The organism is Luteibacter yeojuensis (assembly GCF_000964085.1).
GTDB classification, from domain to species: domain Bacteria; phylum Pseudomonadota; class Gammaproteobacteria; order Xanthomonadales; family Rhodanobacteraceae; genus Luteibacter; species Luteibacter yeojuensis_A.
In genome coordinates, this window is record NZ_JZRB01000034.1 from 34,011 (window position 1) to 54,205 (window position 20,195).

At 61.0% G+C, this 20,195-nt stretch carries 17 protein-coding genes; 4 read left to right on the plus strand and 13 right to left on the minus strand.

Annotated elements, in window-relative coordinates:
* Window positions 1-25: 25 nt before the first annotated feature.
* The gene (locus tag VI08_RS15395; protein WP_045830495.1) at window positions 26-1,009 is read right to left on the minus strand and encodes a DUF1852 domain-containing protein; all 984 of its coding nucleotides are present in this window, start codon (window positions 1,007-1,009) and stop codon (window positions 26-28) included.
* 79 nt (window positions 1,010-1,088) lie between these two features.
* A complete protein-coding gene (gene msuE / locus VI08_RS15400; RefSeq protein ID WP_045830496.1) occupies window positions 1,089-1,670 on the minus strand; it encodes an FMN reductase in 582 nt (193 codons plus the stop codon).
* An 80-nt stretch (window positions 1,671-1,750) separates the two neighbouring features.
* On the opposite strand from msuE, the gene VI08_RS15405 reads away from it, so the two are divergent.
* Window positions 1,751-2,659: a methylenetetrahydrofolate reductase gene (locus VI08_RS15405; RefSeq protein ID WP_232309566.1), complete on the plus strand. Its 909-nt coding sequence runs from the start codon at window positions 1,751-1,753 to the stop codon at window positions 2,657-2,659.
* Here VI08_RS15405 and VI08_RS15410 read toward each other — a convergent pair.
* Together VI08_RS15410 and VI08_RS15415 are read right to left on the minus strand one after the other, a co-directional pair.
* A complete protein-coding gene (locus VI08_RS15410; RefSeq protein WP_045830497.1) occupies window positions 2,634-3,713 on the minus strand; it encodes an alpha/beta hydrolase family protein in 1,080 nt (359 codons plus the stop codon). The two genes, VI08_RS15405 and VI08_RS15410, sit on opposite strands and share 26 nt — an antisense overlap.
* Window positions 3,714-3,724: 11 nt before the next feature.
* On the minus strand, window positions 3,725-4,546 hold the full coding sequence (locus VI08_RS15415) for an AraC family transcriptional regulator (RefSeq protein ID WP_045830498.1): 822 nt from the start codon (window positions 4,544-4,546) through the stop codon (window positions 3,725-3,727).
* 506 nt (window positions 4,547-5,052) lie between these two features.
* On the opposite strand from VI08_RS15415, the gene VI08_RS21445 reads away from it, so the two are divergent.
* Window positions 5,053-5,979, plus strand: a complete 927-nt coding sequence (locus tag VI08_RS21445; RefSeq protein WP_045830499.1) for an HNH endonuclease — start codon at window positions 5,053-5,055, stop codon at window positions 5,977-5,979.
* Between the two features lie 276 nt (window positions 5,980-6,255).
* Here the strand turns inward: VI08_RS21445 and VI08_RS15425 are convergent, their stop codons facing one another.
* The 9 genes from VI08_RS15425 to VI08_RS15465 all read right to left on the minus strand — a co-directional run bounded on the left by VI08_RS15425 (window position 6,256) and on the right by VI08_RS15465 (window position 16,595).
* Window positions 6,256-7,005 (minus strand): hypothetical protein, encoded by a 750-nt coding sequence (locus VI08_RS15425; RefSeq protein ID WP_045830500.1) that lies wholly within the window; start codon window positions 7,003-7,005, stop codon window positions 6,256-6,258.
* 1 nt (window position 7,006) lies between these two features.
* Window positions 7,007-7,717, minus strand: coding sequence for a DUF3883 domain-containing protein (locus tag VI08_RS15430; protein ID WP_084621553.1), 711 nt, complete (start codon window positions 7,715-7,717; stop codon window positions 7,007-7,009).
* Between the two features lie 116 nt (window positions 7,718-7,833).
* Entirely contained in the window at window positions 7,834-9,657 is a 1,824-nt protein-coding gene (locus VI08_RS15435; RefSeq protein ID WP_045830502.1) for a DEAD/DEAH box helicase, read from the minus strand.
* On the minus strand, window positions 9,644-10,951 hold the full coding sequence (locus tag VI08_RS15440; RefSeq protein ID WP_045830503.1) for a hypothetical protein: 1,308 nt from the start codon (window positions 10,949-10,951) through the stop codon (window positions 9,644-9,646). Before VI08_RS15440 ends, VI08_RS15435 begins: the two co-directional genes overlap by 14 nt.
* Entirely contained in the window at window positions 10,948-11,412 is a 465-nt protein-coding gene (locus VI08_RS15445) for a hypothetical protein (protein ID WP_045830504.1), read from the minus strand. The genes VI08_RS15440 and VI08_RS15445 overlap by 4 nt, the downstream gene beginning before the upstream one ends.
* Before the next feature lie 29 nt (window positions 11,413-11,441).
* Window positions 11,442-12,440, minus strand: coding sequence for a DNA-methyltransferase (locus VI08_RS21450; protein WP_198148971.1), 999 nt, complete (start codon window positions 12,438-12,440; stop codon window positions 11,442-11,444).
* A gap of 79 nt (window positions 12,441-12,519) precedes the next feature.
* Entirely contained in the window at window positions 12,520-13,299 is a 780-nt protein-coding gene (locus tag VI08_RS15455; RefSeq protein ID WP_045830506.1) for an NrdJb, read from the minus strand.
* A 63-nt stretch (window positions 13,300-13,362) separates the two neighbouring features.
* The gene (locus VI08_RS22090; RefSeq protein ID WP_198148972.1) at window positions 13,363-14,427 is read right to left on the minus strand and encodes a histone H1-like repetitive region-containing protein; all 1,065 of its coding nucleotides are present in this window, start codon (window positions 14,425-14,427) and stop codon (window positions 13,363-13,365) included.
* A gap of 23 nt (window positions 14,428-14,450) precedes the next feature.
* On the minus strand, window positions 14,451-16,595 hold the full coding sequence (locus VI08_RS15465) for an adenosylcobalamin-dependent ribonucleoside-diphosphate reductase (protein WP_045830507.1): 2,145 nt from the start codon (window positions 16,593-16,595) through the stop codon (window positions 14,451-14,453).
* A 434-nt stretch (window positions 16,596-17,029) separates the two neighbouring features.
* Between VI08_RS15465 and VI08_RS15470 the strand changes: the two genes are divergently transcribed.
* Both VI08_RS15470 and VI08_RS15475 read left to right on the plus strand, forming a co-directional pair.
* On the plus strand, window positions 17,030-18,373 hold the full coding sequence (locus VI08_RS15470) for a Do family serine endopeptidase (protein WP_045830508.1): 1,344 nt from the start codon (window positions 17,030-17,032) through the stop codon (window positions 18,371-18,373).
* Between the two features lie 265 nt (window positions 18,374-18,638).
* Window positions 18,639-20,147 carry a LysM peptidoglycan-binding domain-containing protein gene (locus VI08_RS15475; protein WP_045830509.1) on the plus strand — a complete coding sequence of 503 codons (1,509 nt, stop codon included), beginning with the start codon at window positions 18,639-18,641 and terminating at the stop codon, window positions 20,145-20,147.
* Window positions 20,148-20,195: the final 48 nt, after the last annotated feature.

The window sequence follows — 20,195 nt, forward strand, 5'->3', positions numbered from 1 at the left end:
ATGGATGGGTTTCTTATGCGTGTGATCAGGCAGCGCAGCTGGCAGCCCACTGGTCGAGGATGGCCTGGTAAGGCTTGATGAAATGCTGGTGCGTGAATTCGCCCTGCTTGATGGCCAGCTGGCTGCGCTCCTCGCGGTCGTAGACGATGCGGGTCAGCGAGTAGTCCTGGTGTTTCAGGCTCGGCTGGAACGTGTGCCCCGCCGCGGAGTTCGCGTTGTAAATCTCGGGGCGGTAGATCTTCTGGAACGTCTCCATGGTGCTGATGAGGCTGATCAGCTCGAGGTTGGAATACGCGCCGAGCAGGTCGCCACGGAAATAGAGCGCCAGGGGCGCCACCGCGCCTGGCGGCATGAAGAAGCGGACCTGCATTCCCATTTTTTCGAAGTACTGGTCGGTGGATGAGAATTCGTTCTGCTGGTACTCCAGCCCAAGGATGGGGTGGTACGTTCCCGTCCGCCGGTAGGTTTTGCTGCTGGAGGCGCTGATGCAGATGACGGGGGGCTTATGGAAGTTCGCCTTGTAAGCGTCCGAGCTGAGGAAATGCTTGAAGAGCTTGCCATGCAGCTCGCCGAAGCCCTCAGGCGCCGCAAATGTCGGCCGATCCCGGTTGTAGGCCGGCAACAGGACACTGAAGTCGTAGTCACGCACGTAAGACGAGAAGTTGTTTCCCACCATGCCGTCGATGCGTGCACCGGTTTCTTTGTCGACAATGGTCGTCTGCAGGACCTCGATCAGCGGGAAGGCGTGGTCGATATCCGCGGGATCCACCGCCATCTCCACGGAGATGATGTCCAGCTCCACCGCGTAACGATCGGACCTGGGGTTATCCCAGTGCGCCAGAGCATTGAAGCGGTTGTCGATCATCGCCAGGGTATTGCGGAGGTTTTCCTCGCGACGCTCCCCACGAGCCAGGTTCGCGAAGTTCGTGGTGATACGCGTGCTTTCCGACGGGCGGTAATCTTCGTCGAATCGCGTCTTTTTGATGCGGAAGGTGAATTCCCTGCTCATGGTTGTGTAACACCCTTGGTTCGTGGCCGGGACATGGACCTGCCTGTGGAATTTTAAGAACGACGAACGGCCCGGCGCTTCAGGCGGCCGCGGTATCGCCTGGGACGGGCGATAGGGAACGGTGGGTCAAGGCGACCAGCGGCAGGGCGCGTTCGACGGCCAACCGGGCACGCTGGATCACGGCTTCGTTGTGCAGTTGGTAATCCACGTAGTCGTGGTCGGTGGCATAGATGCCCAAGGGCAACGTGCGCGCCTGGAAAAAGCTGAAAAGCGGCCGCAACTGGTGATCGATCATCAGCGCATGGCGCTCGCTGCCGCCTGTGGCGGCCAACAGCACTGGCTTGTCGACCAGGGCATCCTGGCCGATGAAGTCGAAGAAATGTTTGAACAACCCCGTGTAGGACCCGCGATAGACCGGCGTCGCGACGATCAGCACATCCGCTTGCTCGACCGCGAGCAATTCGCGCTCGACAGGGCCTGCAAGCTGCGAACGCCAGATGGCGCCGCCCAGCTGTGGTGCGAGATGGCCCAGCTCCACCAGGTGTCGCTCGCAAGCCACCTTGCTGGCGACGAGGTCCAGCAAGTGCGCGGCTAACGCAGTGGCGCGGGAGGGGCGCTGCAGACCGCCTGAGACGGCCACGGCACGAAGGGGACGGGTCATGGATGCTTCCGCATGGAAGGGGGACGAGCGGCAGGACCGGCTACCCTTGGCATGCTATCGACGGCCATCCATGAAATAAAATGGTTAAATTTCACCAGTACATGAAAAATGCTCATGCGAACGACCTGACCGCCGGCTACTCGCTCGAGGTCGGCACCAAGAGCATGGCTGCACTCACGGAAGCTGCGCCGTGGATACCCCGCGGGACGGTCATTGCCATTCCGTACCTGCCGGGCGAGGACGACACCGCGAGGTTGAGCGCTGCGCGGGACGTGCGGCGACTGGGGTTCGAGCCGATGCTGCACATCGCGGCTCGGCATCTACATTCGCGCGCCGAGCTTGAAGCGTTCATCGAGCATGCGGCTCGCGAAGCGGGCGTTGAGCGCTTCTTCGTCATCGCGGGTGACGTGGCGCAGCCCAAGGGCCCGTTCGCCGACAGCCTTTCGCTCATCGACACGGGCTTGTTCGAGCGTTGGGGCGCCAAGGTCGTCGGTGTCGGCGGCCACCCGGAAACGCATTCGATCATGAGCATGGACGATCGGTGGGACGTGCTCCAGCGCAAATGCGCGCACATCGCAGAACGCGGCATGACGCCGCTGATCATCACTCAGTTTGCGTTCGACGCCAGCGCGGTCGTGGCGTGGTTGGAAGCCCTGCGCGGGCGTGGACTCCAGTACGAGGTCCGCATCGGCGTGCCTGGGCCGGCGGGCATCGCGACACTGGCCCGCTATGCCGCCTTGTGCGGGGTCGGGGCGAGCGTGTCCATGCTCGCGAAACACGGCACGGCGATGGGCAAGTTACTCGGGGTGAAGGGACCCGATCATTTTGTCGACCAGCTCGGTGAAGGGATCCGCGACGCCCACGAGGCCGTGACCTTGCACTTCTTTCCCTTCGGCGGCGTCGGGAAGACGGTGACCTGGATCGACCACTATGCGCGACGCGCTGAACAGGCCGGGTCGTCGCTTACGGCTTGCCGAACGCCGCCTTGAACACCCGCACCGCCTCCCCCACCGCCACCTCATGCGCCTCCCCCTGATGCCCAGCCTTCCCACACTGCGGCACAACCTTCCTCCCCGCCTCCGTGCACGTACCCAGGAAGTCGTAATGCGTAACCCCCGGAAGTCGCTTCTCCCTCGCCCCCGGTACTAACTTCGCCACGACATCCGCATTGGTCGCCGGTGGCGCGACGCTGTCCGCGTCACCGGCGAGGATCGATACCGGTACCTGCATCTTCCGAAGTGAATCCGGTGCCAGGCCCTGCACGATCGCAGGCGCCATGACGAACACCGCCCGCACGCCGGGTACGGCGTGGTCGCCTGCGGCGTCCTTGAAGCGTGCCTGCATGGTGGGATCCCTCAGCCATGCGCCGATGTCGCGTGCCGTGAGGTCCGGTGCTTCGAGCTGGGGTGCGCATACGCCGTCGTTCGGGTGCTTCTTGCAGAAATCGGCGAAGTGCTGGACATCGACGCGTGCGCCGCCGGCGACGAGTGCCGCGAAGCCACCGGCCGAGAAGCCGGCGACACCGAGGCGCGTGGCGTCGATGTGCGGGGAGAGCGCCGGGTCGGCCTGGATGGTCTTCCAGGCGGCCTTGAGGTCCTCGGCGCGCTCCCACCACCAGGCTGCGCCGTTGGCGGTGATGGGCCCACGGCCGTTGCTGCCCGGGTGGTCGACGGCGATGACGACATAGCCCGCGCGGGCGAGCGCCGTGCCGAACCACGCCATCATGCGGGCGCTGCCGCCGAAGCCGTGCGAGAGCAGCACGACGGGATAGCGGCCAGCGGCCGGGGTGGCATCGGCGGCGGCGCTGCCCGCGGTGAAGAGCGGGGCGTTGTCGGGGCCGATCACCAAGGGGGTTTCCCTGGTACCGGCCTGGGCCGGGTACCACACGGTGACGGGCACCTTGGGTGAGCCATCGGCGTTACGCAACGCGGCGGTGGGCGTCGTCGTGGTGCGGTGGGTCTCGCCCACGGTGGCCATGGCCTGCCCTGCCAGGGCAAGGAGCACGAGGGCGACGAGGCTACGGCTCAAACGCTTCTTCAGCATGGGGGTTTCCATCATTCCACGGGGACACAGATATCGACGCCGCCATAGCCGGTCCCGGGATCGAACGCGGCGTCGTAGCGCTCGAAGTCCGGCGCATCGACGGGGATGAAGCCCGCGGCAGGGAGCCATTCGCCAAGCAGGGCACGCCACGTCTGCGGGATGGAGCCGATGTGGCCTTCATGCCGGGCGATGACATAGCGCTGCCGGGGCAGGCGCAGGCGCCGGTAGCCCTGGGGCGCCTGGCCGAAGTGGTCCACTTCATAGCCGGCGAGGTAGTCGAACCGCCCTTCCCCGTCCGTGGCACTGCATACGCCATAGCTGTAGCGATGCCTGGGCAGGGATTGTTCCGTATGAAGGCGCTGCCACTGCGAGGGAATGCCTGCGGTGTCGCTGGCCAGGTAGGAGGCTTCGATGCCGGTCAGGAGCAGCGGGCCGAGCCGCTCGGTGCGCAGTTCGGGAGCCTGGCACACCGGTTCTTCGATGACGCGTATGGGGGCGAGGATCGGCAGGCCCTCGAGGCTGCCTCGTTTGCGTACGTCCTCGGGCGGGAGGCCGAAGGTGTCGCGGAAGGCGCGGGTGAAGGCTTCGTGGGAGCCGTAGCCTGAGGCGATCGCCAGGGGAAGGATTTCCGGGGCGCCGGCGGCGAGTTCGGCCGCGGCCTGGCTCAGGCGGCGGGTGCGGATGTAGCGGGCTACGGGCCAGCCGGTGGCGGCGCGGAAGAGGCGGGCTAGGTGAAAAGCGGAGATGCTTGCGGCCGTCGCTACGTCAACCAGCGATAGGTCTTCGGTTGAGTGGGTTTCGATGTACCAGAGTGCGCGTTGGACTGCTGGCATGGGTGACGTTGCCCTTTGATCAAGTGGGAGCATACGGGGATTGAGGGGCAACACATTTGATCGTTCTTGCTAAAGATTAGGTCCTAGAGGGGAGGGTGATGCGCATCGGGACAACCCGCCACGATAGCGTCGCTATTGCCCTTTACAGGAACTCCACAGACAGCGCATCACTTCACCGTAAGCCCGTATCGAGATCATCAACCAATAACCACCCTCGGCCACAAGTCAGCGTCGCTTGCCGATTTCCAATACATCGCGGCATCGCCGGCGATAAGAAGCGAGCATCCAGACCAATAGGAAAGACCTAGCCGACCGCAAAAGTCCTCCCGTCTCTCAATAGTGAGCAAGCCCGATGCGCCAGGGCGAGCGCGATGCGCGATGGTCGCCGTTCCCTCCCTTTGTGTGCCTCCGCAGCCCCCCATCTTCCCGACAAGCGCCGCTACGAATATTCTTAACACATAGGGGGCTTCGGCCACGACCAATCTTTTGACTAAACCGGGGCAACCGTGGCTTTCTGGTGGGTTAATCACAAGCAGTCTTGGATTCCGGAAACCAGCAGAGGAATTCTTTGGGCTCCGCTACGCACAGCGAACGATCGTGAGTACCCGCCATACTCCAATCTGAAGCTCGCGCTTCCAGGCGACGTGGTGTTCTCGTATGCCAACGGACTTCTTGGGCATGTTGGCACCGTCAATGCCGCAGCTGTCACATCCTTCAAGCCGGACTACGCATCAAATGCTCCATGGTCTGACGAAGGCGTACTGCTTTCGGTGGAATTCGTGAGGCTGCCCTCGCCAGTTAGGCCAAAAAACCATCTGGCAGAGATCAGGCCATTACTTCCGGAGAAGTACTCACCGATTCAGAAAAACGGAGACGGAAACCTCACATACTTTTCCGCGATCTCTGAAGATTTAGGATTACTTCTACTGCGCCTCGGGAACGCGGAGCACGGCCACCTGCAGATAGGTGAATGCGATGATGTCATCGTGGACGACATCATCAGACTTGCAAACGATCCAAAGCTTGGACCAACGGATAGGTTGCAGCTAAGCAAAGCTCGTATCGGCCAGGGAATTTATCGGAAACGAGTTCTAGCACTCGAACCAATTTGTCGAGTCACAGGCGCGACAACGCCAGCCCTCCTTCGGGCTAGCCACATCAAGCCTTGGCGCGCCTCGACAAATGCAGAGCGGCTAGACGGCGCCAATGGCTTAATGCTGTCTCCGCATATCGACGTCCTCTTCGATCGGCACCTCATCTCCTTCCAGGATGACGGATCGCTTCTTCTATCTCAGCGACTCGACAAGGACGTTCGATCGAAGTGGCATGTCTCCAGAGCCATTATCGAAAAGACTTTCAATCGTCAGCAGTGCGCATATCTGGCAATGCATCGTGATCGCCTTCTCGAACTAGACAACAATTCCACCCAATAAATTGCTGCCTTCGAAAACGTCGCCACCTCTGGAGCGGACTACATTCCCGCCGGTCTTTCGAAGCGTTCTCAGTACATTGGGTATGCACATCCTGACCTTCCCTCGTTCGGACCACTCAGATATCGCTCACCCCGCGCCGCTCGATGCAGCGCCTCGTGCAGCCCCCTCCAAATCTGTAGTTGACAACTGTAAATAACGTGAAGTGAGCGAAAATAATGCCTTACGACATCGTCTTCTAAGAAGCTAGCGATCACTAGAACATTTGCCCAGATACTCCTAGTTCCCGTCAGGAGGAGGAGCTTCGATAACTTCACGGATTTGCTCGCCCAGCGCGAGCGCCTCTTCTGCCTGTGCCGGGGTGATTTGCTGTGCATGTATCACCGCGCCACATATCTCCATGAAGTAGCCCATCGGCCGCTTCAAATAAGCCGCATCTGGACGAAGGCTCAAAAATTCGTTGAATAGCTTAGTGACTGACGAATAACGCGTACCCCCGTTAGGATCCGCACGAGCCGCCGGGCGCTTCAGTACCCGACGCAACGCTCCCTCAACGTCAATCCGTGCCTTAACCAGTGCGAAGACGCGCTCATCACTGCCCGCAAGGTCGCGATCTCCGGGAGAGGGCTCCTTTGCTTCAACGCGCGACTCTTCTGCGATCATATCCTGCGCTTCACGAAGCGTTTGCACACCAGGAATGTTGACCGTCAGGCTATTGCTGACCGTACTGATCGTGTTGACGCTAGTCGAAAGGACGGACAACTGCGAAGCCACTTGGCTCTTGAACTCGGAAAGGTCCTTCTCAGCACGCTCAACCGATCGCTCCAACTCGAGAAGAGCGCCAACTTTAATCTTCGAAAGAAACGGTACTGTGTATAACAGCACGAGAAGCCCCAGTAGTAGCGAATGCTTCTCTAAAAAATCGACATTCGGCGGAAAGCCAGCTTCGCTAGCCATTCCCGTGAACAGATAAGTTGCCAGTATCCAGACGAATAATGGGAGAGCCCACACAGGCACGTGCTTCTCCATCTTAAGGGAACCTATCAAACGGGATGCACACGGACTCCCACAGACCAGCACCGAAATTTTTCGGTACGTGTGGCTTAATGTCATCTACATTGACGACCCTCAGAATGGGATTCTCTCCCGACAACACCCAAAGATGAAAAATGTACGGTTGACCGGATACTGCCTGCGCCCATTCGTTCGCGGTAACATGGAAACTACCGCGCTCGCGATCGGTCGTTGCCTTCACTTCTATTCTAAGCCGCGATAGATCGGTCGCATCTACGACTGACAAAACGTCGAAACCGTCTGCATCACTGTAGATCGATTTCCATTCCGGCGCCTGCCCCGTGCGCTCACGCTCGCGCTCGATTGTAAGTCGCTCGCCAACTCGGCCCGTACGGAGCTTGAGATCATCACGCAAGCCACGCGCTTTGGCGCTAAGCGCATCCCAGAACGCTACAGCCTCAGCATCCTCGCCATCTATCAATCCGGCCTCATGCAACGTCTGCCTAAGCGCAGGCTCCACATACATAGTGATATTCAACCTGCCTCGATGTGCACTGCTTAACCAAGGCGGCTTAACTAGCTCGATGTAATCGAATATGGTACGCCGCATCCGCGCGACCGGATCCGCTAACGACAAGATACTGCGACCGGACGCCGTCAGCACCAGCGTTCCATCATTACTTGCCCGCGTCCAATCAAGCGACGTAATGGCGAACGTGACATCCATCACCGGAACTCGACCGATTCTAGAAAACGCCCTATGAATATCCGTTGTAGTTTGAGGGTGCTTCGAAATTCGATCTAAAAGTTCGAAGCAACCGTGCGCCAGTCCCGGAGACAAGATCACGGCTCGCCCCCATTAGTTGCGGCAGAGAGAAACGCACGGATGTCCTCTTCCGACATCACAGATGCCTCATACCCCTCGTCGTCGCTAGCGTCGGCCGATTGCCACTCGATTCGAAGGCCAGGATCATTAAGCACCTCTGCCATCCTTCCAATCTTCGCGCGAAGCCGTATATCGACTGTCTCATCAATTGAGCTTTCGCACTCCACAATCTCCACCGTCGTCAGCTGATCTTTTGGAAGACCAAATCGGTGGATTCGGTCTTCAGACTGAAGATAGTGCGCGGCGTTAAACGATCGATCTAGATAGATTGCATGGTGGCAAACTGAGTGAAGGCTGATTCCTTCGCTTGCAGCCGCTGGATTGGCAACGAGAACCATGGTATTGCCGTCTTCTTTAAAGCGTCGAATCTTCCCCTCTCGCGTATCATCATCCTCGTCATCGCCTGTCCCGACGCCGCCGTGAATGTAGACCGCACCTAGATCGTCGAGACGTGCGGCCAGATATTCCACATTTCGCACAAACGACGACCAAATAAGAACCTTGCTTCCCGAGTGCACAAGCTCTCGAGCCCGCCGTAGCACGTACTCAACTTTCGGCCCATCACCGCTGTGCAGAGTGTCAGCAAGTAAATCGCCGTGAGAGAAGCTTAGATCGCTCGAAAGAAGCGCGGGATTGGAGACGAACTGGAGAAGCTTCGCGACTGACCTACCAATTGCACGAAGCGTCTGCTTCCCACCGATGCTCAGTGCTTGATACGCATCCCGCGCCACCTCGGACCGCATTAGTTCATACAGCCGCTTCTGGGCGCTCGGCATCATTAGTCGAATGCGGACATGCCGTAGCTCCGGAAGGTCGAGCTCCGCTTTTGTGGTTCGAACGTACACCCTACGAATAAAATCTACGACCGAATCCGAATTGACTTTTACTTCTGGATACAAGAACTGAAACTGTGGCACTAAGTCTTCAACCGATTGAGGCATCGGCGTACCCGAGAGAATCAGCTTCCCTTCGGGAATATGAGCTAGCCCAAGGACGGAGCGAGCGGTTTGCTTCGCTGCACCACTCTTGATTCTGTGACTTTCGTCCAGAAACACGAAACTACGCTCGTCGACAGCGGCATTGGCAATTAGATCAGGAACGCGCATCAACTGTTGGTAGCTGACAAGCATAAATTTGGGGGAAGCGTCGAGCAGCTCAGCAATCCGGTCGCGCCCACCCTCGAGACGCACGAACCCGAGACCCCCATCGTTAAAACACTCCGCGAGCTGCTCATCCCACGCCGCGAATGCGTTCTTCGGTGCAATTACTAGTAGGCGGCTCTTTTCAGAGCGCCGCACCAGATAGTATGCAAGTGCCTCCGTAGTCTTCCCTGCCCCCGGAACCGAAAAGGTGGCTGCTGCAGGCATGAACGCCATTCGCCCAACATTTCGACGCTGATGGGCTGACAAAATGCGCTTGAAGCCGGCCGCCCTCAGCTTGTCCGCAACCTCAGCATCGCTTACTCGACACTCCACTGAGCTCGCTGCAAAAGATGAAGCCGCGCCCGTGCTTCGCTTAAGCAGATTAGCTGCGTTCGGTGAAACCTGAAAATGTTCACCGATCCGGAGCTGATAGCCTTTCGCAACGGCTAGGAAGGCCCCTCGTGCCGCGGAAAAAGACCACCATGGCAACCGCACTTCGCGAAGACCTTCGAAGGTCGGAGGCTCCGCCTCATCAGCAAGCGCTCGTAAGAGTGCGAGACGCCATGGAGCATCGTCATCCGACTCACCCCAGGTAATGACTGCCTCTCGCGTACCTGACCCGTAGTCAATGTTGAGCATGGTCTTTCAGGTAACCCTTGATCTCACTGATGTAGTTCTCAAGCTCCGCCAACTGAGCATCCACACCGTCGAGTCGCGCCTCCGGGCGTAGTCCGTGCATAATCGCAGCGCTTAGCTGTGACGAAGCCCGTGCACAACAGTCGAGGAGAAAGTTTGCACTCTTCTCATTCTTCTTAAGCTGCCGCTGACTTTCGATCACGTCAACGATCAATTCTCGGGCTCGAATGGCGTTCTCAGGCTTCTGCAGGGTGGCGGCGAGTGTCACGTCGGTAGCCGCGTCCTCTGAAATTCCGCCAAACAATGCGTCGATCGACTCATCAACCGCGCCCTCACCACGTCCAAATTCCGAGGAGAGCTTCTCGCGTACGGAATCAAGGTATTCTGCAATAGCGGGGATAGCGTCGTAGAGTCGACCGCCCGCCTCTTCTGGTCGATCCATCAATACAAAGGCAGCTTCTTTAAAAAGCTCTTTTGCACCTGCATCATTGATTTTAGCCCGAGATGAAAGGAGACGTCGGAAAGCAAAATCCTTGTCCGAGACTAGCGACCAAAAATGTTCCTTCCCGCGCGATCGCAAGTATTCGACTGCGTACGCACGCATCTCCAGGATGGCGGAGACTTCCGACGCTTTCATCTCATATAGCTCGGCAAGCTCCGCAACCGAGAATCCGTCGCGCTGCTGCTTAAGATGCATCATGTTAGCGAACGAATCCCAGCTGTAGCTGGCCCGAATATCTTTTGCGATCTGCAGCCGGGCCTCTAAGCGATCGATCTCCCGTTCGTCGCCATGAGGAAGGATGGCCACATCAATCGCGCGGAAATGAGAATAGACGGAAGCATCCTTGGCGAGAAGGTCTCGCCATGTCGACAATCTACGATTGCCATTGACCACAAAACCAAGCTCATCTAGAAGAATAGGCTGATCCTGCTTAACGGAGGGATCTTCGAAAGTTCCTTTTAAGTTCGATTCACTGGCAAGAGAAATCAGTAAGTTATGCTGCGCCTCTTGAGCATCCCAGAGCTCAGCATCGCCCGAAAACAGATCTCGACGAACCTGGGGCTCCTTCGCAAGGTACTCTTCCTGCAGGGATACAGTTCGGCCATTTTCCATGCGATATTTCGGCAGGTCGATAGGTACTCGAATCACCGGGACGTAAACATTCTGCCCCTGAAACATCACGGGAAAAGACTTGCCGGTCGGCTGTTTCGCGAGAGCCTCGAACTCTGCAATCCTCGCAGGACGCGGCCAGCCGAAGCGTGTCCTCCCCGCTCCGCCGTGGTCGTGGCTCGTCATGCTTCAGTCTCCAAGGAGTAGATTGCTAAAGGTACGTGCAAGCTTTTTCGAAAGATCAGAAGCTCACGCCGCAGGCGCTCCGATGAGGCGATATTGCTCCCTAGCTGTGCGGCTACGGCGGACCCAGCCAAAATGATCACGCCGCTCTCGATGGCGCCATTTAGGTAGAGCGTCTGCAGCTTAATAAGGTCGGCGTACATGCGACTCATGTTGCCAGTCTGAAGGCAGAGGCCAACCTTAGACTTTGACGAAACGATGGTCATGTCGGAATTTGGCGAAACAGGGACGGCTTTCGACCAGCCCAATCCATGTAACGACGACATTACCGCGTTTCGAATTCGTGTAGCCGCCTTTGCCTCCACGGGCACGGCGACCTTATGAATTGAGAGCTCTATCTCAGCCTTGCGATCCTCTTGGAGACGCTCGAGGCCCTCGCAGTGCGAGTACTTAGAAAATTTCATTCGCCCTCCCTGTTAGCGAACTTCAAGCCTTACGTTGCGTAACGGAATCCCGCCGGAGCGATGGCGAGTGCACCCTTTGTGTGGTCATGAAGCTCTTTGTCGTGGGGACGATAACGAGCTCTACCACCGAGCGCATCATTAATCCTCTCAACGCCAGAAGATGCGTAACCACTATCAAGTTCGCAGCCCCAAAATCGACGATTGTGAATAGCAGCCGCGACCCCACTAGATCCCACACCAGCGAATGGATCAAAAACAAGATCACCTTCGTTGGTGAGAGCGAGCACCAGTCTCTCGATGAGCCCAACGGGGAACTGGCACGGGTGATCAGTCTTCTCAACGTGATTATTTTTCACATTGGGAATGTTCCACACATCCTCAGGGTTCTTTCCGAGAGGATTTCCGGAGTACTTGCCTGCGTTGGGCCCCTTGAAGTGCTTCTTTCCGGGATATTTTGCAGGCACGCGGACAGCATCGAGATTAAACGTGTACGTTTCATCCCTAGGATTGCTCTTGGTGTACCACATGACGACTTCGTAGCGACCGGAGAATCTACGACGCGTGTGCAGCCCGTGTCCAAATTGCCACACTATTCGATTGCGCAACCGAAGACCGAGCCGCCGGAAGATCGGCGCAAATTCGATATCCAAGGGAAAGACTTCATTGTGCTCGACGAAATTTCCGACCTGCCAGCAAAGGCTGCCGCCGTATCGAAGTCGAGGAACAATTTCTTCGATAATGCGCTGCTGCCATTCGAGATAGGAGGTCAGATCCGTCTTCTTCTCGTAGGACTTGCCGATATTGTAGGGAGGCGAAGTGACGACCAGATCGAATAGGGGCTCGTTGGGCAGGGACTTGAGGAATGCCTCGGAGTCCACAGTCCAAAGTCCAAAATTCGCTGTGGGGCTGAGTCTCTTTCGCGCAGTCCAGCGCCCAGATGCGCAGACAGGCACTTCGTTCATCGGCTCACAAGACAAATCCGTCTCGACCGCAGTTCGCTGGGTGTCCTCATTTTGAAAGTCATTCATTTGACCGCCTAGCGAGTGCCTACATTTCTTCCGCTAAAGTCCGACGTCGAGCAAAAGCGTGCGTTAACAGTGCGATCAATCACCCGCACTTCGAATACCCACAATTCAAACAAGTCTGGCACCCATCCATCAGCACCAGCGCCTGGGTATTGCACTTGGCGCACAGGGTGGCGCCGGCGGGGAAGCCGGAGGCGTTTGTGTGGCTGTCGGCTTCGGTTGAAGAGCTCGCCGGCGAGCCGGCTCCCACAGGAGCGGGGGCGGCGGTAGCGGCCGGGGCGGGCTTGGCGGTCGACTTTTCGTACGCGGCGCGCTTTTCGGCGATGAGGCGCTTGGTGGCTTCGTCCATGTCCGGGTCGTGGATGAGGCCGATCGACTTCATGTGCTGCTCGATGACGGCGCCGATTTCGGCCACGATGCTGGGCATGTAGACGCCGCCGGCCTTGAAGTAGCCGCCGCGGGGGTCGAAGACGGCCTTGAGCTCTTCGACGATGAACGTAACGTCGCCACCCTTGCGGAAGACGGCGGAGAGGATTCGGGTGAGCGCCACGATCCACTGGAAGTGGTCCATGTTCTTCGAGTTGATGAACAGCTCAAAGGGGCGGCGCTGCTCGTGCTGGGTGCCGGCGTTGAGCACGATATCGTTGATGGTGACGTACAGCGCGTGCTCGAAGAGCGGCGACTTGATCTTGTACGTGTTGCCCACCAGGGTTTCCGGACGCTCGAGGCTCTCGTGCATCTGGATGACTTCGGCGACGGGCGCGGCCTCTTTCACCGGCGCGGGTGCGGCGGCTGCGGGGGCTTTATCCTCGGGCTTTACGACCTGGTAGCCCTTGATCTTCTTTTCGATCTTGATCGCCATGGTTTCTTACTCTTTCAGGTGGAAATCCGGCCCGGCGCGTACGCCGGGCCGGAGGGTTACTTCTTACTTGCGACGGCCACGGCCGGCGGTCTTGCGCGCCGACGTACGGCCGGTCTTGCTGGCAGTGGACCTCTTGGCAACCTTGGCGGCTGCCTTTTTCGGAGCGGCCTTGCGGACCGTCTTCTTGGGGGCCGTGCGGCCGGCGACCTTGCGGGTCACCTTGGCGACGGCCTTCTTCACTGCCTTGCGGGCAGTGGAAGCCTTCTTGGCGACGCGGGCGATGACCTTCTTGACGGCCTTCTTCGCGGCGACCTTGCGAGCGGGGGTTTTCTTGGTGGTTACCTTGCGGGCCGAGGCCTTTTTGGTAGCGACCTTCTTTGAGGTGACCTTCTTGGCCGGGGCCTTCTTCGCCGGGGCCTTCTTGGTGGCTACCTTCTTTGCGGCAACCTTCTTCGAAGCGACCTTCTTGGTGGCTGCCTTCTTGACTGCGGCCTTCTTGAATGCCGTTTTCTTTACGGCGGTCTTTTTGGCGGCGGCCTTCTTCACTGCTGCCTTTTTGGCCGGGGCCTTCTTGACGGCGGCTTTCTTGGCTGCGGCTTTCTTTACCGCGGCCTTCTTGGCCGGGGCCTTTTTGGCTGCTGCTTTTTTCGGGGCGGCTTTCTTTGCTGCGGGCTTCTTCTTGGGCTTGGGGGTGGCTTTCGCCGGCGAGCCGGCTCCCACAGAAGAGGGGGGTTCCACAGAAGCGGTAGCGACCGACTTGCTGGGGGCGTTGGCTTCGTCGGCCTGGTGGGCGGCGATTTCGTCGCCGGCTATGTCTTTTTGGCTTTCGAGCTTGGGGGCGGCCGGCTTGCGGGCGCGCTTGGGCTTGTCGGCTTCGATCTTGGGGCCGTCGAGCTCGGCGATGTAATCCGGTTCGCTGGTGGCGACCGCGCTGGTGGCTTCGGCGGTGGGGTTCGGCTCGATGACCTTCTTGGCCACGGGCTTCTTCTTCACCACCTTCTTGGCGACGAGCGGCGGGTGGCCGGGCGTGGCGGATTCGGTCGACGACACCTCGGTTCCGGTGCTGTCGGTGGTCTCCGCGTCGGCCTTCGGCAGCTCTGCCTCGTCGATCTGGTGTTCGTTCGTCATCTTGTTAATCCCTCTCCGCGGGGTCAGAACTTGCCGTAATAACCTTCTTTAAGGGCGTCGAAGAGGTTGGCGGCGGTGTGCATTTCACCGTCGTATTCCACTTCGTCGTTGCCCTTAAGTTCGACAACGCTACCGTCTTCCAATTCGAAGCGGTAGAGGGTGTTCTCAAGATCGGTTTCTTTGACAAGCACGCCCTGGAACGCGGCGGGGTTGAAGCGGAAGGTGGTGCAGCCCTTCAGGCCCTGCTTGTAGGCGTAGAAGTAGATGTCCTTGAAGTCCTCGTACGGGTAATCCGTGGGGACGTTGGCGGTCTTGGAAATGGAGCTGTCGATCCACTTCTGCGAGGCGGCCTGGATATCCACGTGCTCCTTGGGGCTGATGTCGTCGGCGGCCACGAAGTACTCGGGCAGGCGGTTCTTGGCATCGTCGGTGAAGGGCATGGCATCGCCATTGATGAGGGCGCGGTAGGCCAGCAGCTCGTAGCTGTAGACCTCCACCTTCTCCTTGCTCTTCTTGCCCTCGCGGATCACGTTGCGCGAGTAATGGTGGGCGAAGCTGGGCTCGATGCCGTTGGAGGCATTGTTGGCCAGGCTCAAGCTGATGGTGCCGGTGGGCGCGATGGACGAGTGGTGGGTGAAGCGGGCGCCGGTCTCGGCCAGCTGGGCCACGAGGTTGGGGGCCACCGTGGCCACGCGCTGCATGTAGCGCGAGTACCTGGCGTGCAGCACCGAACCCTTGATGGCGTCGCCGACCTTCCAGCCGTCCTTCACCATCTCGGGGCGCTTGCGCAGCATGTCGCCGGTGACGTCGAAGGTCTGGGCCAGCACCGGGGCCGGGCCTTTTTCCTTCGCCAGCTCCAGGGCCACTTCCCAGCCGGCCACGGCCATGTCGCGGCTCACTTCTTCGGTGAACTGCACGGCGTCGGCGGAGCCGTAGCGCATCTTCAGCATGGTGAGCGTGCTGCCCAGGCCGAGGAAGCCCATGCCGTGGCGGCGCTTGCTGAGGATCTCGTGCTGCTGCTGCGGCAGCGGCAGGCCGTTGATTTCCACCACGTTATCGAGCATGCGGGTGAACACGCGGACCACTTCGCGGTATTCCTCCCAGTCGAAGCGGGCCTTGGGGCCGAACGGGTCGCGCACGAAGGTGGTGAGGTTCACCGAGCCGAGCAGGCACGAGCCGTACGGCGGCAGGGGCTGCTCGCCGCAGGGGTTGGTGGCGCGGATGTGCTCGCACCACCAGTTGTTGTTCATCTCGTTGACGCGGTCGATGAGGATGAAGCCTGGCTCGGCGTAGTCGTACGTCGAGACCATGATCATGTCCCACAGGTGGCGGGCGCGGATGTGGCCGTAGATTTTGCAGGCCACCAGGCCGTCGTCACGGGTGACGTAGTGTTCCTTGGTGGGCCACTCGCGCCACACGACCTTGGCGGCGTCGGTGAGGTCGATCTCGTGCTGTTCCTTCACGTGCACCGGGAACACGGTGGGCCAGTCCTGGTCGTTCTCCACCGCGTCCATGAAGCCGTCGGTGATGAGCAGCGAGAGGTTGAACTGGCGCAGGCGGCCATCCTCGCGCTTGGCGCGGATGAATTCCTTGGCATCGGGGTGGCTGATGTCGAAGGTGCCCATCTGCGCGCCGCGGCGGCCGCCGGCGGACGAGACGGTGAAGCACATCTTGTCGTAGATATCCATGAACGACAGCGGGCCCGAGGTATGGGCGCCCGCGCCGCTCACGTACGCGCCGCGCGGGCGCAGCGTGCTGAATTCGTAACCGATGCCGCAGCCCGCCTTGAGGGTGAGGCCGGCTTCGTGGACCTTCTCCAGGATGTCATCCATGGAATCGTGGATGGTGCCCGAGACGGTGCAGTTGATGGTGGAGGTGGCGGGCTTGTGCTCCAGCGCGCCAGCGTTGGAGGTGATGCGGCCGGCGGGGATGGCGCCGCGGCGCAGGGCCCACAGGAAACGCTCGTACCAATGGGCGCGCAGCTCGTCGGTGGCTTCCACCTCGGAGAGGGCGCGGGCCACGCGCTGGTAGGTGCCGTCCACCGAGGCGTCGACGGGCTCGCCCGACTTGGCCTTCAGGCGGTACTTCTTGTCCCAGATGTCGTAGGACGCCGGCTGCAACGGGATGGCCGATTCAAGGCCGATGGCCTGGGCGCGTGCGGTGCTCATTGTGTGTGTCGTCCTCGGTGCTCGGCCTGTCGTGGGCCGTTCTTATAGGTATGCGTGGGCGCAACCCGTCGATTCCCTCCCCCCGGACGAAATCGACCATCCCTTGTACCCCGCCGCCGGCTGCCGAAAAGCCTTTCCAGACGTAGGGTTGAAGCTTGAACCTGAGTATCCGCAGCACCAGCACTTGGTAACTATCGAACGAAGGAACACAAGATGTTGTGGTTGCGGCCGGGGTGAACCTTACGCCCGGAGGGGGCCGATGTAAAGTGTCGGATACAGCTGTCTCAGGGGTTGAAACTGATCGTTGTTGTGGTGGTCTTAGGGGGCGGGAGCATCGCGCACGGGGTGCGCTCCTACAGGGGGCTTGGCGGCTCTTGTAGGAGCGCACCCCGTGCGCGATCCCCTCGACCTGCACCCGCCAAGGAGCTCCACCCATGCCCTACCGCCGCACCCTCGGCGCCCTCGTCGCCATGGTCCTGGCGACCCCAGCCTTCGCCTCCATTCCCCCCGCCGTCGACGGCCAGCCCGTACCCTCGCTGGCCCCCATGCTGGCCAAGGTGACACCCGCGGTGGTGAACATCAGCACCAAGACCCGCGTGAAGTCGCGCGCCTACGTCGATGATCCGTTGTTCGCGCAGCTGTTCGGCCAGGGCATACCGCGTGAGCGCGTGGAGCAGAGCCTGGGGTCGGGCGTGGTGGTGGATGCGGCCAAGGGCTATGTGCTGACCAACAACCATGTGGTGGGGGGCGCGGACGATATCACCGTCACCCTGCAGGATGGCCGCGACTTCAAGGCCAGGCTGATCGGCACCGACCCGGATACCGACGTGGCCGTGCTGCAGATCCCCGCCGAGCGGCTGCAGGCGTTGCCGGTGGCGGATTCGGCGCAGCTGCGTGTCGGCGATTTCGTGGTGGCCGTGGGCGATCCCTTCGGCCTGGGCCAGACCGCCACCTCGGGCATGGTCTCGGCGTTGAACCGCACGGGCCTGGGCAAGGGCATCCAGAACTTCATCCAGACCGATGCCTCGATCAACCCCGGCAACTCCGGCGGCGCGCTGGTGAACCTGCGCGGCGAGCTGGTGGGCATCAACTCCATGATCTTCACGCCCTCGGGCGGCAACGTGGGCATCGGCTTCGCCATCCCCACCGACCTGGCCAGCTCGGTGATGAAGCAGTTGCTCGCTTACGGCAAGGTCCGCCGCGGGAACCTGGGCGTGGAGGTGCAGGACATCACCCCGCGCATCGCCAAGGCGCTGGGCCTGAAGGACACCAACGGCGCGGTGGTCACGGGTGTCACCAGCGGCTCGCCGGCCGATGGCGCGGGCCTGCAGACGGGCGATGTGCTCACCGCCATCGACGGCAAGCCGGTGCGCTCGGCGCAGGATGTGCGCAATACCGAAGGCCTGCTGCCGGTGGGCGCACAGGTGAAGCTGGGCGTGCAGCGCGAAGGCGCGGCGCGCGAGGTCACGGCCGCCATCGAGGCGACGAAGCTGGCCACGCTTGACGGCGGCAAGGTGGACAAGCGCCTGGCCGGCGTGACGCTCGGCGACCTCACGCAGGAGCAGAAGGCGCAGGGGCTGTACGGCGTGGTGCTATCGGGCGTGAAGCCGGGCTCGGCGGCGTACCAGGCTGGGTTGCGCGACGGGGATGTGCTGGCGGCGATAGGCCAGCGGCGGGTGCCGGGGTTGAAGGCGTTGCCCACCACGGGGACGTTGGGTGGGCGGCAGTTGTTGTTGACGATTGTTCGTGACGACGCGATCTACTACGCCGTCCTATAAACCCACCAACACCCATGTAGGAGCCCACCCCTGTGGGCGACAGCCTTTAGCCATATCGCGAAAAGATGTCGCCCACGGGGGTGGGCTCCTACCATGGCGGTGTGGGTTGTCTGCCCTTCTCATGAGATTTTTCTACCCCGACAGGTTACGTTCGGGTTTGTCCCGGCAGGATGCTGAATGACGTCGATGGTGCGCTTGGGGCCCTTATGGCCCACAATTGCGGCCCAAATCAGCCACCCCGTTCTGTTCGGAGTTCTTGCCGTCCATGTCTCTTCGTCTCGCGCGACTGTTTACCGCCACGCTGATCGGCCTTAGTGCCTCTGCCACCGCCCTGGCTGCCGGCCCCCAACTCATCTGGCGTGGCGACGTCACCACCGCGCGCGGCGTGGTCACCGATGTCGCCAAGGCTTACGAAAAGGCCGGCAAGGGCAAGTTCGAACTGCAGCCGTTCAACACCGCCTCGGGCATTGACGCCGTGGCCGCGGGCACGGCGGATCTCGCCGGCTCGGCCCGCCCCGGCATCGGCGGCAAGGAGCAGTCACTTACCTTCACGCCCGTGGCGTGGGATGGCCTGGTCATGGTCACCTACCCGTCCAACCCGGTCAGCAACATCACCCTGATGCAGCTGCACGAGATCTACATGGGCCACATCACCAACTGGAAGGAGCTGGGTGGCGATGACGCGCCCATCAACCTCTACGCGGTGGCCAGCCCGGGCGATGGCGTGGAGTGGAGCCTGCGCAAGCTGCTGTTCGGCCGCGGCAACCAGCCGGTGGCCGCGCCGCGCCTGTACGTGAACCAGTCGAAGCTGGAAGAAGGCGTCACGCTCGATCGCCGCGGCCTGGGTGCCACCACCCTCGCCGGCATGGGCAACAACGCCAAGCTGAAGGCCCTGTCGATCGATGGCGTGAAGCCCACCGCCTCGTCCATCGCCAGCGGCGCCTACCCGCTGTACACCGAGCTTTACCTGGTCAGCAACGATGCCAGCCCGAAGGCGGCCGACGTGAAGGAGTTCCTCGCGTTCGTCACCTCCAGCGCCGGCAGCTCGCTGCTGCGTGCGCATAGCCTGGTGCCGTACGCCGATGGCACGGCCCTGGCCTCGGGCGATGCCGCCCGCCGCGCCAAGATCGCCTCCACCGTGGGCACGCGCGCCACGGTGGGCCAGCCGATGACCACGCCGACCGTCGCCGCCGCGGCCGCCCCCGCCGCCGCCGCCGAGGCCGCGAAGGAATCCGCCGTGGCCAAGGCCACCCCGGGCAAGGGCAAGGCGCCGAAGACGGCCGCTGCCGCTGCGGCCGCCGCCGAGGCCTCGCCGTTCGCGCATGTCATCGCCAGCGTCACCACCACCGCGCACCAGGCCTTCCGTGGCGTGCGCGTGGAAGCCTTCACGGCATCGGATAACGCGAAGATCGGCGGCAAGTTCGCCAAGGTGACGGGCGATGCCGTCACCGTCGCGGGCAAGCCCACGGCCAAGCCGGCCGCCGCGCCCAGCGCGGTCGAGAAGGCCAACACGGTGGAAACGCCGAAGGTCTCGTCGGCACCGGTGAAGGCCGAGCCGAAGAAGGCGGAAGCGCCGAAGGCCGTGGCCAAGGCTGCCGCCGCCGAGAAGAAGCCGGCCGCCACCGGTGGCAAGACCTACAAGGTGGCCTCGGGCGATACGCTGTATTCCATCGCCAAGCGCAACAACGTGGACGTGAACCAGCTGCGCGCCATGAATGGGCTGAAGGATAACAACGTGAAGCTGGGGCAGGTTTTGAAGGTTTCGGCTCGTTGATTGGAAGAGCATCGCCCACGGGTGTGGGCTCCTACCACCGCCGCCCGG

What these genes read in the sequence shown, in the direction of transcription:
- VI08_RS15470 (WP_045830508.1), top strand. Translation starts at nt 17,030, where the DNA reads ATGCCCTACCGCCGCACCCTCGGCGCCCTCGTCGCCATGGTCCTGGCG.
- VI08_RS15425 (WP_045830500.1), bottom strand. Translation starts at nt 7,005, where the DNA reads ATGGAGAAGCACGTGCCTGTGTGGGCTCTCCCATTATTCGTCTGGATA.
- VI08_RS15430 (WP_084621553.1), bottom strand. Translation starts at nt 7,717, where the DNA reads ATGGATGTCACGTTCGCCATTACGTCGCTTGATTGGACGCGGGCAAGT.
- VI08_RS15440 (WP_045830503.1), bottom strand. Translation starts at nt 10,951, where the DNA reads ATGACGAGCCACGACCACGGCGGAGCGGGGAGGACACGCTTCGGCTGG.
- VI08_RS15405 (WP_232309566.1), top strand. Translation starts at nt 1,751, where the DNA reads ATGGTTAAATTTCACCAGTACATGAAAAATGCTCATGCGAACGACCTG.
- VI08_RS15415 (WP_045830498.1), bottom strand. Translation starts at nt 4,546, where the DNA reads ATGCCAGCAGTCCAACGCGCACTCTGGTACATCGAAACCCACTCAACC.
- VI08_RS15475 (WP_045830509.1), top strand. Translation starts at nt 18,639, where the DNA reads ATGTCTCTTCGTCTCGCGCGACTGTTTACCGCCACGCTGATCGGCCTT.
- VI08_RS15445 (WP_045830504.1), bottom strand. Translation starts at nt 11,412, where the DNA reads ATGAAATTTTCTAAGTACTCGCACTGCGAGGGCCTCGAGCGTCTCCAA.
- VI08_RS21450 (WP_198148971.1), bottom strand. Translation starts at nt 12,440, where the DNA reads ATGAATGACTTTCAAAATGAGGACACCCAGCGAACTGCGGTCGAGACG.
- VI08_RS15410 (WP_045830497.1), bottom strand. Translation starts at nt 3,713, where the DNA reads ATGCTGAAGAAGCGTTTGAGCCGTAGCCTCGTCGCCCTCGTGCTCCTT.
- VI08_RS15465 (WP_045830507.1), bottom strand. Translation starts at nt 16,595, where the DNA reads ATGAGCACCGCACGCGCCCAGGCCATCGGCCTTGAATCGGCCATCCCG.
- VI08_RS15395 (WP_045830495.1), bottom strand. Translation starts at nt 1,009, where the DNA reads ATGAGCAGGGAATTCACCTTCCGCATCAAAAAGACGCGATTCGACGAA.
- msuE (WP_045830496.1), bottom strand. Translation starts at nt 1,670, where the DNA reads ATGACCCGTCCCCTTCGTGCCGTGGCCGTCTCAGGCGGTCTGCAGCGC.
- VI08_RS15455 (WP_045830506.1), bottom strand. Translation starts at nt 13,299, where the DNA reads ATGGCGATCAAGATCGAAAAGAAGATCAAGGGCTACCAGGTCGTAAAG.
- VI08_RS22090 (WP_198148972.1), bottom strand. Translation starts at nt 14,427, where the DNA reads ATGACGAACGAACACCAGATCGACGAGGCAGAGCTGCCGAAGGCCGAC.
- VI08_RS15435 (WP_045830502.1), bottom strand. Translation starts at nt 9,657, where the DNA reads ATGCTCAACATTGACTACGGGTCAGGTACGCGAGAGGCAGTCATTACC.